Source organism: Pseudomonas sp. Irchel s3b5, from assembly GCF_900187435.1.
Lineage (GTDB): Bacteria > Pseudomonadota > Gammaproteobacteria > Pseudomonadales > Pseudomonadaceae > Aquipseudomonas.
Window position 1 is genome coordinate 213,918 of sequence record NZ_FYDY01000006.1, and the last position, 16,717, is coordinate 230,634.

Below are 16,717 nucleotides of genomic sequence, written 5' to 3' on the forward strand. Positions count from 1 at the left end.
AATCTGACGTCAGAAAAACAAAATCAGCTTAAAAGTCCTCGGCTCTAGGCGCTAAACTGCCCCTCATCCGAAGAGCCCCACGTCCGCGCCCTGCGAGCCGGTTTGAGCTGACATGACCCGCAACCATGAAATCCGCCCCGATCTGGACGAGGGAATCGACCGCAAGGTTCTGAGCCAGCTGCGCGCACGCTTTCTGAAACTCAACGAAGGCCGTCTGGGCCGGGCCATGGAAGGGTTGTCGACCCGCCAGCAAGCAGTCCTGACCCTGCTGCCGCTGTTTTTCCACGTCAATCACCCGTTATTGCCAGGTTACGTTTCGGGCAGCACACCGGCCGGGCTGTCGAATTTCGAGCCGGACGCCCATCTCCTGGCCGAAGCCCAGCGCCTGACCCGCTCGTTTTCCTACAAGCCACGCCATGGCAGTAATCCGCCGCGACCGATTCATGGCCTGTTCCTGATGGGCAGCCTTGGCACCCTGGCGCAAGCCGATCAGAGCGACATGGACGTCTGGGTCTGCCACGGATCGGATTTGAATGAGAGCGAACTCGCGGAGCTGCGCAAAAAATGTCAGCTGCTGGAAGCCTGGGCGGCGAGTCAGGGCGCCGAGGCGCACTTCTTCCTGATCGATCCGGTGCGCTTCATTCGCGGTGAGCGCGACACCCAGCTGAGTTCGGAAGATTGCGGCACCACCCAGCACTATCTGTTGCTGGACGAGTTTTATCGCACCGCGATCTGGCTGGCCGGGCGTACGCCGATCTGGTGGCTGGTGCCGGTCTACGAAGAGTCAAATTACGACCGTTACACCCACACCCTGATTTCCAAACGTTTCATCCGCGCCGACGAAACCTTGGACCTGGGGCATCTGGCGTTCATACCACCCGGCGAATTTATCGGCGCGGGGCTCTGGCAACTGTTCAAGGGCATCGAATCGCCCTACAAGTCGGTGCTCAAGCTGTTGCTGACCGAGGTTTACGCCAGCGAACACCCGAGGGTTCATTGCCTGAGCCTGCGCTTCAAGCAAGCGGTGTTTGCCAACCATCTCGACCTCGACGAACTCGACCCGTACGTCGTGGTTTACCGGCGCATCGAGGAATACCTCATTGCCCGCAATGAACCCGAACGATTGGAGTTGGTGCGCCGTGCGCTGTATCTGAAGGTCAATCGCAAACTGACCGGCACCAGCGGTCGAACCCAGGGCTGGCAACGCGCGTTGCTTGAACGGTTGGCGCGTGAATGGCATTGGGACCAACGGCAACTGGCCTTGCTCGACAGTCGCAGCCAGTGGAAAGTCCGCCAGGTCGGCGCTGAGCGGCGGGCCTTGGTCAGCGAACTGAATTACAGCTACCGCTTCCTGACTCAGTTCGCCCGCAACGAACAAACGGTCAGCCGGATCAACAAACGCGATCTCAGTATCCTGGGGCGACGCCTGTATGCCGCGTTCGAGCGCAAGGCCGGCAAAGTCGAAATCATCAACCCCGGCATTGCTCCGGACCTGGCCGAAGATACCCTGACGCTGGTGCACGCGCCGAACAAAAAAGAGCCGGGGCAAGATCAATGGGGTTTGTATAACGGCAGCCTGACAGCACTGGAATGGGAGCATTTCGCGCCGATCAAACGCAGCCGCCATTTGCTGGAGCTGCTGACCTGGTGCCACCGCAACGGCGTGATCGACAGCAGCACCCGCCTGGCTCTGCACCCCGGCACCAGCGACTTGAGCGAGTTCGAATTGTTCAACTTGCTCGGCAGCCTCCAGCAGTCCATCGCTCTGCCCCTGGCCACTGTCGCGGAGGAACCACTGCTGCGGGCCAGCGTGCCAAGCGAAGTGCTGATTCTGGTCAACATCGGGATCGATCCGCTCAAGCATCACCGCGACCTGAACATCCTGATGACCACCGAACGCACCGACTCCCTGAGTTATGCCGGTGTCAGGGAAAACCTCGTACTGACCCTGGATCAGGTCACGCTCAACAGCTGGAACGAAGTGCTGGTCAGCCGCTACGACGGTCCCCACGCTCTGCTCGACTGCCTGTGCGACTACCTCAACAACCTGCCAGTCGGATCACAACGACCGAAGCTGCGGGTGCGTTGCTTCTGCCACAACCGCGCGCAATTCATCGCGCAACGCGTGGAAGAAATTCTCGAGAACGCGCAGAACCTGCTGCTGAGCCAGCTCAATCACCGTTACCTGATCCAGGTCCAACAGCATTACCACGTGCTGGAACTGGTGCCCGGCCAGGTGAAGCACATGGCCTTGGCCACGTTACCGGCGCTGGTCGAGTATCTGGGCGAAGAACGGCAGCGGTTCAGTCCGCTGCACCTGGATCCGAATGCGCTGGAAGACCACGACCTCGCGCTGTTCCTGCCGACAGGTCAGCCGGAATGCATTCAAGTGTTCTACCGGGTCAATGAAGATCAGGCCGATGTGTACGTGCTGGATGAATTCAATGCCCTGTGGCAGCAACGTTTGCCCTGGCACGACGAACAAAGCCTGCTGGTGCCGCTGCAGCGCTTCCTGCAATCGATCCAGTATCGGCGCGAAGCCTCGTTGCCAATGGAAACAACCCAGCCCCTGAACCTGGACACGTTGTATTGCCAACTGTTGCCGTCGGGTCCGGGACGGGCACGCCGGATTGAAGCCCGACCTACACCGCAAACCCCGGTCAATAAACCGTTCTACGATGTCCAGGCGATCATCGGCAAGGCCGCACCCGATCAGGTGCAGGTCACGCTGTATTGCAATCAACGGGAGTTTTCGGAGCTTGAGCACGGCGGCCAGCTGTTCAGCGTGGTCGCCCGGGAAATCGTCGGGCAGCGCCGGGAAACCGAACGCTACCGCTGCTACATCACCGATCTCGACCTGTCAGGCCTGCTCGGTGATGCGCAAAGTTCCACTCATTTGTACTTGAGATACAAAGCCGACCTGGAGCGCGCACTGAACGAGGCGCTCGATCAGGTCTGACGGGGTCATTCCGGGAAGTCGCCACCATTGGCCGGTTGCGATTCGACTTCCAGCAAGGTCAGCTTCAGGGTCTTGCCACCGGGAGCCGGCCAGTCGATGTGCTGACCGACCTTCAGACCCAGCAGCGCACTGCCGACAGGCGCCAGAATGGATATCTTGCCTTCGTCGGCGTTGGCATCCTTCGGGTAGACCAGCGTCAGGTGATAGTCCTTGCCGCTGCCTTCTTCACGGCAATGCACCCGGGAGTTCATGGTCACGACATCGGCGGGCACTTCATCGTGTCCGACCACCGTATCGGCGCGATCCAGTTCGGTTTGCAACGCGATAACGCCCGGCAGCGTGTCGTCCAGGCTGTCGATCAGGCGCTCCAGACGTTGTACGTCCAGACGGGTAAGGGTGATGGAAGGTGCGGTCATGATCAGGGCAGACTCCTTTCTTCTGCACGAAAAAAGCAAAACCCCGCCAGAAGAAGGCGGGGTTTTCACGAGCCTCGATGGGTTGAGGCGTATCCGGACACTATCACAGCTCAAAAAATATACAAGTCATGGCCCGGAGCCCTGTTTGCGCTGCGAAGCCTGCGCGCAAATCACCCGACGACGCGCATCATCAGCCGAGCGCCATTCGCGAATGTCTTCGACATGACGAAAGCAGCCCAGGCAGACTTTCTGCTCATCCAGCCGACACACACCGCTGCACGGCGACGGGACCGCCGGGCTGACATTGCTGTAGAGCGGCTTGGGCGGGCGGGCGGGTGCTGGCTGGGTCACGATCTCACAGGCCTTCGAAATCGAGCTCGACGTCAGCCTGTTGCTTGACGATGCGCTCGAGCATTTCGCCCAGTTGCTCTTCGCTCTTGTCACACATCCAGCGCTCGCTTTCTGCGTCGTAGTCGAAGTGGAAACCACCGGACACGGCTGCCAGCCAAAGCTGACGCAGCGGCTCCTGGCGGCTGAAGATCAACTGGCTGCCGTTTTCGAACTTGACGGTCAGCACACCGGCCGAACTTTCCAGATCGACATCCAGGTCGCTGTCGTCAAAGATGTCTTCCAGCTTTTCCTGGGTTTCATCGACCAGATCGTGGAAACGGGCTTCAGTCAAACTCATTGCGGCAACCTCAAAAATTGTCTGATCAGGCTCAAGCGCCGCAAGATACGGGCGAGTCTTGTCGATTGCAAAGAATAACGACCTGTGGGATTGCATCCTGCCGACCAACATCAAGCCAAGCCCCGCCGGACGGGTGGGCCGTTGCATAGGCAAGCTGTCGGGTGGCCGGTATACTCCGGCGCAATTAATGCATTTTCAAGGATTTCGCCATGAAGCGCCTGATCTCTTCCCTTGCTGCGCTCGTCGCGGTTGCCTGTCTCTTGTCGGCTTGTGGTCAAAAAGGCCCGCTGTACCTGCCCGACGAGAACATGGACCCTGTCGAGCAGGCCAAATCGTCGCAACAGCAGCCTGCTTCCAAGGCACACAAGCACGACGTCTACCAATAAGGGAACATCATGGACGCTTTTAACTACCGTGACGGTGAATTGTTCGCGGAAGGTGTTGCCCTGTCTGCCATCGCCGAGCGCTTTGGTACACCGACCTACGTTTACTCGCGCGCGCACATCGAAGCCCAATACCTGGCTTACGCCGATGCGTTGGCCGGCATGCCGCACCTGGTGTGCTTTGCGGTCAAGGCCAACTCCAACCTGGGCGTACTGAATGTCCTGGCGCGTTTGGGCGCCGGTTTCGACATTGTCTCCCGTGGTGAGCTGGAACGCGTACTGGCCGCTGGCGGCAGCGCCGACAAGATCGTGTTCTCCGGTGTCGGCAAGACCCGTGACGACATGCGTCGCGCCCTGGAAGTCGGTGTGCACTGCTTCAACGTCGAATCCACCGACGAGCTCGAACGCCTGCAAGTGGTCGCCGCCGAACTGGGCGTTCGCGCGCCGATCTCGCTGCGCGTGAACCCGGACGTCGATGCCGGCACCCACCCGTACATTTCCACCGGTCTCAAAGAGAACAAGTTCGGCATCGCCATCGCTGACGCCGAAGACGTGTACGTACGTGCTGCGCAATTGCCGAACCTGGAAGTGGTCGGTGTCGATTGCCACATCGGTTCGCAACTGACCACCCTGCCGCCGTTCATCGATGCCCTCGACCGCCTGCTGGGCCTGGTCGACCGCCTCGGCGATTGCGGCATCTATCTGCGCCACATCGATCTCGGTGGTGGCCTGGGTGTGCGTTACAAAGACGAAGAGCCGCCACTGGCTGCCGACTACATCAAAGCTGTGCGCGAGCGTCTCGACGGTCGCGACCTGGCGCTGGTGTTCGAACCGGGCCGCTTCATCGTCGCCAATGCCGGCGTGCTGCTGACCCAGGTCGAGTACCTCAAGCACACCGAGCACAAAGATTTCGCCATCGTCGATGCGGCCATGAACGACCTGATCCGCCCGGCGCTGTATCAAGCCTGGATGGACGTCACTGCCGTGCGCCCGCGCACCACCGCTGCCCGCGCCTACGACATCGTCGGCCCGATCTGCGAGACCGGCGACTTCCTGGCCAAGGACCGTCAGCTCGCGCTGGAAGAAGGCGATCTGCTGGCCGTGCATTCGGCCGGCGCCTATGGGTTTGTCATGAGTTCCAACTACAACACCCGTGGCCGTGCCGCTGAAGTGTTGGTGGTCGGTGATCAGGCAATCGAAGTGCGTCGCCGTGAAACGGTAGCCGAGTTGTTTGCTGGCGAAAGCCTGCTGCCGGAGTAAGCCATGCTGCTGCGTTTTACCAAAATGCACGGCCTGGGCAATGACTTCATGGTCCTCGACCTGGTCAGCCAGCACGCGCATATTTTGCCCAAGCATGCCAAGCAATGGGGCGATCGGCACACCGGCATCGGTTTCGACCAGTTGCTGATCGTCGAAGCACCGAGCAACCCGGACGTGGATTTCCGCTATCGGATCTTCAACTCCGACGGTTCCGAAGTGGAGCAATGCGGCAATGGTGCGCGTTGTTTCGCCCGCTTCGTACTCGACAAGCGCCTGACCGCAAAACGGCAGATCCGCGTCGAGACCAAAAGCGGCGTCATCGAACTGGATGTGCGCAACGACGGCCAGATCAGCGTCAACATGGGCGCCCCGCGCCTGGTACCGGCGGATATTCCGTTCCAGGCACCGGAGCAGGCCCTGAGCTATCAGCTCGATGTCGCCGGCACAACGGTCGACCTGGCCGCCGTGTCCATGGGCAACCCCCATGCCGTGGTGCGGGTCAGCGACATCAACAATGCACCGGTGCATGAACTGGGGCCGAAAATCGAACATCACCCGCGCTTCCCGGCGCGGGTCAATGTCGGTTTTCTCCAGGTCATCGACCGCAACCGTGCGCAGCTGCGTGTCTGGGAGCGCGGGGCCGGGGAAACCCAGGCCTGCGGAACCGGTGCCTGCGCCGCTGCAGTGGCTGCGATCAGCCAGGGGTGGATGGATTCGCCGCTATTGATCGACCTGCCCGGCGGGCGTCTGTCCATCGAATGGGCAGGCCCTGGCCAACCGGTGATGATGACCGGCCCGGCAGTCCGCGTATATGAAGGACAAGTGCGTCTTTGAGTGAGCGAAATCCATGACCGATAAGCCTCAGGCACCCGCACAACAAGCCGACGAATCAGCGTCCGAGAACCTGGAGGCGGCGGCTGTTGCCGCGTACCTCGAGGCTCATCCGGATTTCTTCGTCGAGCACGAAGAACTGCTTCCGGCGATGCGCATCCCCCATCGGCGCGGTGACACCATATCGCTGGTGGAGCGCCAGATGACCATTCTGCGCGACCGCAACATTGAGCTGCGTCATCGCCTTTCGCACTTGATGGATGTGGCCCGCGACAACGACCGCCTGTTCGAAAAGACCCGTCGCCTGATCCTCGCGTTGATGGATGCTGCCAGCCTGGAAGACGTGGTGATTTGCGTCGAAGACAGCCTGCGCCAGGACTTCCAGGTGCCCTTTGTCAGCCTCATCCTGCTCGGCGACAACGCCATGCCGGTGGGCCGCTGGGCCACCCACGCCGAAGCACAAGTAGCCATCGGCGGCTTGCTCACCGAAGACAAAAGCGTCAGCGGCAGCCTGCGCGAGCATGAACTGGACTTCCTGTTCGGCGAAGAGCAGCGCAAGCAGATCGGTTCCACCGCCGTCGTCGCCATCAGCCATCAAGGCATCCACGGCATCCTGGCCATCGCCAGTCGTGACCCGCAGCACTACAAAAGCTCGGTCGGCACCTTGTTCCTGAGTTACATCGCCGAAGTCATGGGCCGCGTGCTGCCACGGGTCAACAGCTCCCTGCGCTCGGTACGCTGAGCATGGAACGGCAACTGGACGCTTACTGCGAACACCTGCGCAGTGAGCGGCAGGTGTCGCCGCACACGCTGTCGGCCTACCGCCGCGACCTCGACAAAGTGCTGGGCTGGTGCGTCAAACAGAACATCGACAGCTGGACAGCGCTCGACATCCAGCGCCTGCGCAGCCTGATCGCCCGCCTTCACGCCCAAGGTCAATCGTCCCGCAGCCTGGCGCGCTTGCTGTCGGCCGTTCGCGGGCTCTATCACTACCTGAACCGCGAAGGCCTGTGCGACCACGACCCGGCCAACGGCCTCGCGCCGCCGAAAGGCGAACGACGCTTGCCGAAAACCCTCGACACCGACCGCGCACTGCAACTGCTGGAAGGGGGTGTGGAGGATGACTTTCTGGCTCGCCGGGATCAGGCGATTCTGGAGTTGTTCTACTCCTCGGGCCTGCGCCTGTCTGAGCTGACGGGGCTCAACCTCGATCAACTCGATCTTGCTGACGGTATGGTCCAGGTGCTCGGCAAGGGCAGCAAGACCCGGTTGCTGCCTGTTGGCAAAAAGGCTCGCGAGGCGCTGGAGCAGTGGCTGCCACTGCGGGCCATGGCCAATCCGGCGGACGATGCGGTGTTTATCAGCCAGCAAGGCCGGCGTCTCGGCCCGCGGGCGATTCAGGTGCGGGTCAAGGCTGCCGGTGAACGCGAACTGGGGCAAAACCTGCACCCGCACATGTTGCGGCACTCCTTCGCCAGCCATTTGCTGGAGTCCTCCCAGGACCTGCGTGCGGTACAGGAACTGCTCGGCCACTCGGACATCAAGACCACCCAGATTTACACCCACCTGGACTTCCAGCATCTGGCCACGGTCTACGACAGCGCCCATCCACGGGCCAAACGCATTAAGGGCGACGATTCATGAGCATTCAGTTGATCACCTTCGACCTCGACGACACCCTGTGGGACACCGCCCCGGTCATCGTCAGCGCCGAAGCCGTTTTGCGTGAATGGCTGACCGAGCACGCACCCAATCTGGGGGCGGTGCCGGTAGAGCATCTGTGGTCGATCCGCGAACGGGTGCTGGCTAACGAACCGAGCCTCAAGCACCGCATCAGTGCGCTGCGTCGCCGGGTCTTGTTCCACGCGCTGGAAGGCGCTGGCTACGGACATGGCGAGGCGTCGGATCTGGCGGACAAGAGCTTTGAAGTGTTCCTGCATGCCCGGCATCAACTGGACATCTTCCCCGAGGTACAACCGACCCTGGAAGCGCTGGCCAACCATTACGCCCTCGGCGTGGTCACCAACGGCAACGCCGATGTGCGTCGCCTGGGACTGGCGGATTACTTCAAGTTTGCGCTGTGCGCCGAAGACATCGGCATCGCCAAACCCGATGCACGACTGTTCCATGAGGCTCTGCAACGCGGAGGTGCAACGGCCGAAACGGCGGTGCACATCGGCGATCATCCCGGTGACGACATTGCCGGTGCGCAGCAGGCTGGATTGCGGGCGATCTGGTTCAACCCGGCGGGGAAGGTCTGGGAAGCGGACCGGTTACCAGACGCAGAAATCCGCAGTTTGACCGAGTTGCCGACACTGTTAACGCGATGGAATACCGGCGCAACATCGAATCTGTAGGAGCCGGCTTGCTGGCGATTGCGCTTTATCATTCAACATCGATATAGACTGACTTGTTGCCATCGCCAGCAAGCCGGCTCCTACAGAAATTGCGTCAGGCCTGAGGGTTTTGTTTCAGGCACGAAAAAGCCCGCAGCGACGGCGGGCTTTTTCAGCAAGCAGAAAGCAGGCTCAGATAGGCCGGCTGCCGTACTTGTTATCAGGCTTCTTGGGCGGATCGGCGACCACATTGGCCTCCACTTCCTGCACCTTGCCACCCTTGGCCAAAAACTCCTCCATGGCCCGCGCGAGAGCATCGCGTTCCTTGTTCTTGGCTTCGACGCTCGGCAGTTCATCGACCGATACCGCAGCCTTGGCTTTGCCTTTGGCAGCCGGGGCCGGGGTGTCGTCACCGCCATCGTCGTCAGCAACGTCTTCCGCCGCTGCTTCCAGGCCTTCTTCGGCCTCGTCTTCGTCGCCTACTTCGAGGTCGTCGTTTTCCAGATCATCGTCGCTCATGTTCTACCTCATGACTTGCGAAAAGCAGATTAGTTATAGCCCAGCTTTGCCTTCTGTCGAAGGTTGCCGGAAAAAAATCAACAGCCGCTGGTGACCAGCGGTTACGCCCCTTCACCGTGAACGGTGGCGAGGACTTTACGGGCACCGCCATGGTCGCGGTGCTCGCCCAGATAAACGCCTTGCCAGGTCCCTATTGCCAGTCGACCTGCCGAAATCGGCAAACTCAGCTGACAACCAAGCACGCTGGCTTTGAAGTGCGCCGGGAGGTCGTCCAGGCCTTCGTCGTTGTGCTCATAGCCGTCTGTTCCTTGTGGGATCAGACGATTGAAAAATCGTTCGAAGTCGCGACGTACCGCCGGATCGGCGTTCTCGTTGATGGTCAACGAGGCCGAGGTATGCTGTAGCCACAGGTGCAACAGACCGACCCGATATGCCTTGAGTTCAGGCAAACCGGCGAGTAACTCGTCCGTTACCAGATGAAAGCCCCGGGGCCTCGCCCGCAGGGTAATCAGAGTCTGTTGCCACATACAGTTCTCCGCACGTTCGGGGCGCATTCTAGCGCGCTCTGGGAAAAAACAAAGGCCCTAATATTCCTTCAATCCTGTAAGCCTTTGGCCGTACAAAATCACCCGACGCAAACACCATCAAACCTGTAGGAAAAAACCTTTCAGCTCAGCCTTCAACGACAAATTCCAGACAAAAAAATGCCCGGCAAGCCGGGCAAATTTTTTGTACGCATGCTTACACGTTGTAGCCGCGCTCGTTGTGAAGCGCCAGATCGATGCCGACAGCCTCTTCTTCTTCGGTGATGCGCAGGCCCATGACCGCGTCCAGCACCTTGAGAATGACGAAGGTGGCGATCGCGGTGTAGATCACCGTGAAGCCTACGCCTTTGCACTGAATCCACACTTGTGCGGCGATGTCGGTCACGGTGCCGAAGCCACCCATCGACGGTGCAGCGAACACACCGGTCAGGATCGCGCCGAGAATACCGCCGATACCGTGCACACCGAAGGCGTCCAGGGAATCGTCGTAACCGAGCTTGCGTTTCAGGGTGGTGGCGCAGAAGAAGCAGACCACGCCCGCAGCCAGACCGATCACCAGCGCACCCATCGGGCCAACGGTGCCGGCAGCCGGAGTAACGGCGACCAGACCGGCAACCACACCCGAAGCGATACCCAGTGCACTCGGTTTACCGTGGGTGAGCCACTCGGCGAGCATCCAGCCCAGCGCAGCGGCGGCGGTTGCGATTTGTGTCACCAGCATCGCCATGCCAGCGGTGCCGTTGGCCGCCGCAGCGGAACCGGCGTTGAAGCCGAACCAGCCGATCCACAGCATGGCCGCGCCCATCAGGGTGTAACCAAGGTTGTGCGGTGCCATCGGGGTGCTTGGGAAGCCTTTGCGCTTGCCCAGTACCAGGCAGGCCACCAGACCGGCGATACCGGCGTTGATGTGCACCACGGTGCCGCCAGCAAAGTCCAGCACGCCCCAGTCCCACATCAGGCCGCCGTTACCGGCCCAGACCATGTGCGCGATAGGTGCATAAACCAGGGTGAACCAGATGGCCATGAAGATCAGCATCGCGGAGAACTTCATCCGCTCGGCGAACGCACCGACGATCAGCGCCGGGGTGATGATCGCGAAGGTCATCTGGAAGGTGATGAACACGGCTTCAGGGAACAGCGCTGCCGGACCGGTCAGGCTGGCCGGCGTGACACCCGCAAGGAACGCCTTGCCCATGCCGCCGAAGAACGAGTTGAAGTTGACGACGCCCTGCTCCATACCGGTGGTGTCGAACGCGATGCTGTAGCCATAAATGACCCACAGGACGCTGATCAGAGCGGTAATGGCGAAGCACTGCATCATCACGGAAAGAATGTTTTTCGACCGAACCATGCCGCCGTAGAACAGCGCGAGGCCGGGAATGGTCATAAACAGCACCAAGGCTGTCGAGGTCAACATCCAGGCGGTGTCGCCGGAGTTGAGGACTGGGGCCGCCACTTCGTCTGCCGCCAAAGCAAGGCTGGGCATGACGATGGACAACAGGGCTCCTAGCCCTGCGAATTTACGCAGAGTCATATTGTTTTCTCCTGGGGCGTTGGGTTTGTGGCGGCTTAGATCGCGTCGGTATCGGTTTCGCCGGTACGGATGCGAATCGCCTGTTCCAGATTGACCACGAAGATCTTGCCGTCACCGATCTTGCCGGTGTTGGCCGCCTTGGTTATCGCCTCGATAACCCGGTCCAGATCCTTGTCGTCGATGGCGACATCAATCTTCACCTTTGGCAGGAAATCGACCACGTATTCCGCGCCGCGATACAGCTCGGTGTGACCCTTCTGCCGGCCGAAGCCTTTGACTTCAGTAACGGTAATGCCCTGCACGCCGATCTCGGACAACGACTCGCGCACGTCGTCCAACTTGAACGGCTTGATGATGGCAGTGACTAGCTTCATGAAAACTCTCTCCCGAATAGGTGGACTTGCCCCAGGAAAACAAACCCGTCTCAAGTCTAAGCGCAGTGCCTGGCTTTGTAACGCATCGTCGGCCCTGACCTGCCCGTCCGACGCCCCTCACGAAACACTCCCCCCGCTTCGCTTGGCGCACTGCATTCGTCACAGCGACTGCATCAGTGCATGGGTCACTAGCGTCTAAGCAGAAACCTTGCCATCTCCACAAAAACGATTGTTTTCAAGCCTTTGCCCGCAGATGGCAGCGACTTCGCCGCAACACCCGGCGCGATACGCACAACAACGGTGCGCGACCGTCCGTCCCCATGCGCGAAAAGCGTGCATCCCCTACCCACGAAATTCACTATAGACACTGCGTGATACACTGCCCGCCATCGTTACCAGGACATCGCCCATGCTCGCGCCCAAAGACTTCCTCGACGCCCTCACCGGCACCGCCTCCCGCCTCTTCAGCGGCGACACCCCGCTGCCGAAAGCCGAAATCGAAAGTCAGTTCAAAATGTTGCTGCAGAGCGGCTTCAGCAAACTGGATCTGGTGAGCCGGGAAGAGTTCGATAGTCAGATGGTGGTGCTGGCGCGTACCCGCGCCCGGCTGGAAAGCCTCGAAGCGAAAGTGGCCGAGCTTGAAGCGAAGCTCACTCCACCAACCGAATAACACTACGATCCCTGTGGGAGCGAGCCTACTCACGATTGAAGGTCGGAACGACCTTGCGCTTCACTTGGAGCTGCCGAAAGCTGCGATCTTTTCACGCACTCTGAAGACAAAAAACCCCAAGTTCTGACGTGGGGTTCAATCAATCTTTGGCACAATCAGGCGCAGTGTGGAAGCCGCTCAACCTGATCCCGGATCGCAGCCCCTCGCTCGATCTCGGTTTTACGCAGATCGTAGGTCGATTGCAGGTTCAGCCAAAACTCCGGGGTCGTGTCCAGGCAGATAGATAGCCGTAGAGCCATATCAGCGCTGACGCCTCGACGCTGGAGCACGATATCGTTCACCGTGGGCGTCGAAACGCTCAACGCTCTGGCCAATGCTGCAGCCGTAAGGCTCAGGGGCTCCAGGTATTCCTCCTTGAGGATCTCGCCAGGGTGTACCGGGCGCATACCATTCTTAGTCATTACTCACCTCAGTGATAATCGACGATTTCGACATTCTCTGGTCCGTTAGGCCCCCAGATGAAGCAAATTCGCCATTGAGCGTTGATGCGGATGCTGTGCTGACCTTTTCGATTTCCCTCCAATGTCTCTAAGCGATTGCCCGGCGGGGATCGAAGGTCTATCAGCACCGCAGCGGCATCAAGCATCGTCATCTTTCGTTCCACGACACTCAGAATGGCTGACCACATACGGGTCTTACCGTTGCGAAACAGGTACTCGGTCTCAGAACACTTAAAGCTAACGATCAGAATTTAAAGCTTAACGTTATGCATTAATCTTCAGTGTATATCGAGTGCTCATAAAGACAACCTCACCCCCCTTGTTCCTCCAGACTTTAGGAAATGGACTACGTGCAGCTTTTCAGGCGCTGGACGTTCAGCAACATTCTGCGAAGGTTTGCAGCCTCTGATACCGGCACTTATGACTACCCTTGAAAAAACCGCAGGAAGCGGCTCCCGTCATTTCAAGGAACGACCATGTCCCTCTCCATCGTCCACAGCCGCGCCCAGGTGGGTGTGGATGCGCCTGCCGTCACCGTAGAAGTTCACCTGGCCAACGGCCTGCCGTCGCTGACCATGGTCGGCTTGCCCGAGGCCGCCGTGAAGGAAAGCAAAGACCGGGTACGCAGCGCGATCATCAATTCGGGGCTGCAATTTCCGGCACGACGGATCACCTTGAATCTGGCGCCTGCGGATTTGCCCAAGGATGGCGGACGGTTCGATCTGGCGATTGCCCTGGGGATTCTCTCGGCCAGTGTGCAGGTGCCGACGTTGACGCTCGATGATGTGGAATGCCTTGGGGAGTTGGCGCTCTCGGGCGCAGTGCGGGCGGTTCGTGGGGTTCTGCCGGCGGCGCTGGCGGCACGCAAGGCCGGGCGCTGGTTGATGGTGCCGCGAGCTAACGCCGAGGAAGCGTGCCTGGCCTCGGGACTGAAAGTGATTGCGGTGGATCATCTGCTTGAGGCCGTTGCGCATTTCAATGGGCATACACCGATTGAGCCTTATGTCTCCAACGGCTTGCTCTATGCCAGCAAACCCTATCCTGACTTGAATGAAGTGCAGGGCCAACTCTCGGCCAAGCGCGCTTTGCTGATTGCAGCGGCGGGGGCTCACAACCTCTTGCTCAGCGGACCGCCGGGGACGGGGAAAACGCTGTTGGCGAGTCGTTTACCGGGTTTGCTTCCACCGCTGGCCGAAAATGAAGCTCTTGAAGTCGCAGCCATTCAATCCGTTACCAGTTGCGTGCCATTGAGCCAATGGCCGCAAAGACCATTCCGCCAACCCCACCATTCCGCTTCCGGGCCGGCATTGGTCGGCGGCGGCTCGAAACCGCAACCCGGTGAAATAACCCTCGCCCATCATGGCGTTCTATTTCTCGACGAACTTCCCGAATTCGATCGCAAGGTGTTGGAGGTGTTAAGGGAGCCGCTTGAGTCCGGTCAGATCGTAATCTCCCGCGCCAAGGATCGTGTCCGCTTCCCGGCCCGTTTCCAATTGGTTGCCGCGATGAACCCGTGCCCCTGTGGATATCTTGGCGAGCCCAGCGGCAAATGCAGTTGTACACCGGACATGGTCCAGCGTTACCGCAACAAACTGTCGGGACCGCTGCTGGACCGAATCGACCTGCACTTGACCGTCGCTCGGGAAGCCACAGCGTTGAACCCTGCGCTGAAACCCGGTGATGACACCGCAACAGCCGCAGTGCTGGTTGCCAACGCCCGAGAGCGACAACAAAAACGCCAGGGCTGCGCGAACGCTTTCCTTGATCTGCCGGGCCTGCGCGAACACTGCAAGTTATCCACAGCCGACGAAACCTGGCTGGAAACGGCATGTGAGCGATTGACCTTGTCGCTGCGAGCGGCCCATCGACTGCTTAAAGTCTCACGGACCCTGGCGGACCTGGAGCAAGTTGAAGGCATCACCCGCGATCATCTGGCTGAGGCGCTGCAGTATCGGCCGAGCACCAACTGATCTGCTCTTTCACCCAATCTTCGGCACTCAATCGAGTGGCCGCTGATGCGGGCGCTCCAGCCCAGACCGCCACGACCGTTGAGTTCGATGAAAAATGGATCCACGTCCTTGAGCGGTGAACTCCAATCATGACGAATGAAACGATTCATCAGGTTTAATAAAGCTTACGCCCGAGCCTTCCCAAGCCAATTAAAATTGACCTTATGCAACCTCCGCACGCTTACGTTAGTCTCATACGGTTGAAGCTCCGGCAGATTGACGGCGATGTCATGATGACACTAAGGTCGCCCGCTAATTGCAGGAGCAAGTACAGACGCATTTGTCTGTCATTTTTGCGCAACGGATCGTATGGAGTTTGAATGCGCGGGGCACTATTACGCAGCGGTAAGAGCGGGTCATTCACTGCCCTCGGCGAAACAGGTCAACCGGTCTACCGGGCAGCCCTGCAATTGCGCGAAGCCATTCGCCGCAAGAACCCCGATTTGGTCGATCATCTGGCCATTCCTCAAAGCGATGAGCTCGGCAACCAGATCGATTGGTACAGCGCCCTCGACGGCGATGTGATCCCGTGGAGCAGCGCGACCGAAGAAGAGCGCGCCCCTGCCCGCCGCCAACTTGAAGCCCTCAAGACTGCACTCGAGGAATTGAGCCAGCGTTTCCTGGTCACTGATTCCGGTGAGCAGCAGCAAGGCGACAAAGCCGTCTTTGGCAAGCTACTCAAGCGAGTGATTCATTTCCCTGACGAAAATTTTGTCTATCTGGTGCAAGGCAAACCGGTGCTGACCTTTTGGGGGTTCGAGCATGCTGGTAGCGGCATTAGCGATCCCCTGCACTGCCTCTATCAAGTTCCGCCCGCATTCACGCTGCCACCCGTGGTCGAAGCGCCTGTTGTTGCGCCGGTAGTTGCCCGTCCGTGGTGGCGGCGCTGGTGGTGGTGGCTGTTGCTGCTGCCGCTCCTGCTGCTGCTTTTGTGGCTGTTGCTCGGCCTGCGCGGTTGCGTCCCGATTCCATTAGTGGCTGTGGACCTGCTGCCTGAGGGCATCGTTCCGGTGGAAAAACAACTGGAAGAGCCGCAACTGCCCGGCAATGTCACGACGCTCAATGGCGTTCCTGTGACAGGCACCGTTATAGGCTCCACCACAGGAACCGGCACCGTCGTGCCCGGAACACAGGGTGTGGAAACGCCGGGCGTCGAGGGTAACGAGGCTGACGCAGCACCCGCCGACTTGACCAAAGACCCGGCCAAAGACCCGGCAGCCGAAAACAAAGCCGCCCCCCCCGAAAACAAAACCGCGCCGCCGGATGTCACATCGCCCGAGGCAGAAAAATCCGCCGCCGCAAAAGCCGGCCCTCCCCTGAGCATCCCACCAGACGTCGCCGACGGAGCCGCCAAGTTCCTCGACGGCCAGTACAACGCAGGCGCCGGGATACAGGACCGCCGAACCGGCAAACCGCTGCGTCTGGAATACCAGCTCAAGGACGGTAAGGGCCAAGTCACCGTACACCAGGCCGACGGCTCGAAATGCAGTGGGCCGGTGAGCGCTACTATGAAGGGTGGCAGCCTGGCCATCGACAGTCAGGGCCAGGCCGTTTGCGGCGATGGCAGCACTTACGACATGCCCAAGGTCAACTGCCGCCCAGGGGCGACCACGGTCGCGGACTGCACCGGCGGTTACGGAAAAGATCAATTCCCCATGTCCATGCGGCAAGTGGCCGAATAAAAACGGAATAA

The 16,717-nt window shown here is 59.9% G+C and carries 19 protein-coding genes; 10 read left to right on the forward strand and 9 right to left on the reverse strand.

What is annotated here, in order from left to right:
- The first annotated feature begins 112 nt into the window (after positions 1-112).
- Entirely contained in the window at positions 113-2,959 is a 2,847-nt protein-coding gene (locus tag CKW15_RS09660) for a class I adenylate cyclase (RefSeq protein WP_095057575.1), read from the forward strand.
- A 5-nt stretch (positions 2,960-2,964) separates the two neighbouring features.
- Here CKW15_RS09660 and rnk read toward each other — a convergent pair whose 3' ends face one another.
- From rnk to cyaY, 3 genes are all read right to left on the reverse strand, one after another.
- Positions 2,965-3,375 carry a nucleoside diphosphate kinase regulator gene (gene rnk, locus CKW15_RS09665; RefSeq protein WP_095057576.1) on the reverse strand — a complete coding sequence of 137 codons (411 nt, stop codon included), beginning with the start codon at positions 3,373-3,375 and terminating at the stop codon, positions 2,965-2,967.
- Between the two features lie 126 nt (positions 3,376-3,501).
- Positions 3,502-3,726 (reverse strand): DUF1289 domain-containing protein, encoded by a 225-nt coding sequence (locus tag CKW15_RS09675; RefSeq protein WP_095057578.1) that lies wholly within the window; start codon positions 3,724-3,726, stop codon positions 3,502-3,504.
- A 4-nt stretch (positions 3,727-3,730) separates the two neighbouring features.
- Entirely contained in the window at positions 3,731-4,063 is a 333-nt protein-coding gene (gene cyaY / locus CKW15_RS09680) for an iron donor protein CyaY (RefSeq protein WP_095057579.1), read from the reverse strand.
- A gap of 209 nt (positions 4,064-4,272) precedes the next feature.
- Here cyaY and CKW15_RS09685 point away from each other — a divergent pair, with 209 nt between their 5' ends.
- From CKW15_RS09685 to CKW15_RS09710, 6 genes are read left to right on the forward strand one after another with little or no spacing between them, the layout of a single operon-like run.
- Positions 4,273-4,449, forward strand: coding sequence for a lipoprotein (locus CKW15_RS09685; protein WP_095057580.1), 177 nt, complete (start codon positions 4,273-4,275; stop codon positions 4,447-4,449).
- A 9-nt stretch (positions 4,450-4,458) separates the two neighbouring features.
- On the forward strand, positions 4,459-5,706 hold the full coding sequence (gene lysA, locus CKW15_RS09690) for a diaminopimelate decarboxylase (protein ID WP_095152078.1): 1,248 nt from the start codon (positions 4,459-4,461) through the stop codon (positions 5,704-5,706).
- A gap of 3 nt (positions 5,707-5,709) precedes the next feature.
- Entirely contained in the window at positions 5,710-6,540 is an 831-nt protein-coding gene (dapF, locus tag CKW15_RS09695; protein WP_095057582.1) for a diaminopimelate epimerase, read from the forward strand.
- A gap of 13 nt (positions 6,541-6,553) precedes the next feature.
- Entirely contained in the window at positions 6,554-7,279 is a 726-nt protein-coding gene (locus CKW15_RS09700; RefSeq protein ID WP_095057583.1) for a DUF484 family protein, read from the forward strand.
- A gap of 2 nt (positions 7,280-7,281) precedes the next feature.
- The gene (gene xerC, locus CKW15_RS09705; protein WP_095057584.1) at positions 7,282-8,181 is read left to right on the forward strand and encodes a tyrosine recombinase XerC; all 900 of its coding nucleotides are present in this window, start codon (positions 7,282-7,284) and stop codon (positions 8,179-8,181) included.
- The gene (locus CKW15_RS09710) at positions 8,178-8,894 is read left to right on the forward strand and encodes an HAD family hydrolase (RefSeq protein ID WP_095057585.1); all 717 of its coding nucleotides are present in this window, start codon (positions 8,178-8,180) and stop codon (positions 8,892-8,894) included. The genes xerC and CKW15_RS09710 overlap by 4 nt, the downstream gene beginning before the upstream one ends.
- A gap of 171 nt (positions 8,895-9,065) precedes the next feature.
- Here the strand turns inward: CKW15_RS09710 and sutA are convergent, their stop codons facing one another.
- The 4 genes from sutA to glnK form a co-directional block, all read right to left on the reverse strand.
- A complete protein-coding gene (gene sutA, locus CKW15_RS09715) occupies positions 9,066-9,392 on the reverse strand; it encodes a transcriptional regulator SutA (RefSeq protein WP_095057586.1) in 327 nt (108 codons plus the stop codon).
- A 101-nt stretch (positions 9,393-9,493) separates the two neighbouring features.
- On the reverse strand, positions 9,494-9,919 hold the full coding sequence (locus CKW15_RS09720; protein ID WP_095057587.1) for a secondary thiamine-phosphate synthase enzyme YjbQ: 426 nt from the start codon (positions 9,917-9,919) through the stop codon (positions 9,494-9,496).
- 214 nt (positions 9,920-10,133) lie between these two features.
- Positions 10,134-11,471: an ammonium transporter gene (locus CKW15_RS09725; protein WP_095057588.1), complete on the reverse strand. Its 1,338-nt coding sequence runs from the start codon at positions 11,469-11,471 to the stop codon at positions 10,134-10,136.
- Positions 11,472-11,506: 35 nt separating this feature from the next.
- Entirely contained in the window at positions 11,507-11,845 is a 339-nt protein-coding gene (gene glnK / locus CKW15_RS09730; RefSeq protein WP_002555808.1) for a P-II family nitrogen regulator, read from the reverse strand.
- A 409-nt stretch (positions 11,846-12,254) separates the two neighbouring features.
- On the opposite strand from glnK, the gene CKW15_RS09735 reads away from it, so the two are divergent.
- Positions 12,255-12,515, forward strand: coding sequence for an accessory factor UbiK family protein (locus tag CKW15_RS09735; RefSeq protein ID WP_095057589.1), 261 nt, complete (start codon positions 12,255-12,257; stop codon positions 12,513-12,515).
- A 155-nt stretch (positions 12,516-12,670) separates the two neighbouring features.
- Here CKW15_RS09735 and CKW15_RS09740 read toward each other — a convergent pair whose 3' ends face one another.
- Together CKW15_RS09740 and CKW15_RS09745 are read right to left on the reverse strand one after the other, a co-directional pair.
- Positions 12,671-12,976, reverse strand: coding sequence for a HigA family addiction module antitoxin (locus CKW15_RS09740; protein WP_095057590.1), 306 nt, complete (start codon positions 12,974-12,976; stop codon positions 12,671-12,673).
- Positions 12,977-12,984: 8 nt separating this feature from the next.
- On the reverse strand, positions 12,985-13,263 hold the full coding sequence (locus CKW15_RS09745; RefSeq protein WP_095057591.1) for a type II toxin-antitoxin system RelE/ParE family toxin: 279 nt from the start codon (positions 13,261-13,263) through the stop codon (positions 12,985-12,987).
- Positions 13,264-13,491: 228 nt separating this feature from the next.
- On the opposite strand from CKW15_RS09745, the gene CKW15_RS09750 reads away from it, so the two are divergent.
- Together CKW15_RS09750 and CKW15_RS09755 are read left to right on the forward strand one after the other, a co-directional pair.
- On the forward strand, positions 13,492-14,985 hold the full coding sequence (locus CKW15_RS09750; protein WP_095152079.1) for a YifB family Mg chelatase-like AAA ATPase: 1,494 nt from the start codon (positions 13,492-13,494) through the stop codon (positions 14,983-14,985).
- Between the two features lie 359 nt (positions 14,986-15,344).
- The gene (locus CKW15_RS09755; RefSeq protein WP_095057617.1) at positions 15,345-16,706 is read left to right on the forward strand and encodes an SrfA family protein; all 1,362 of its coding nucleotides are present in this window, start codon (positions 15,345-15,347) and stop codon (positions 16,704-16,706) included.
- Positions 16,707-16,717: the final 11 nt, after the last annotated feature.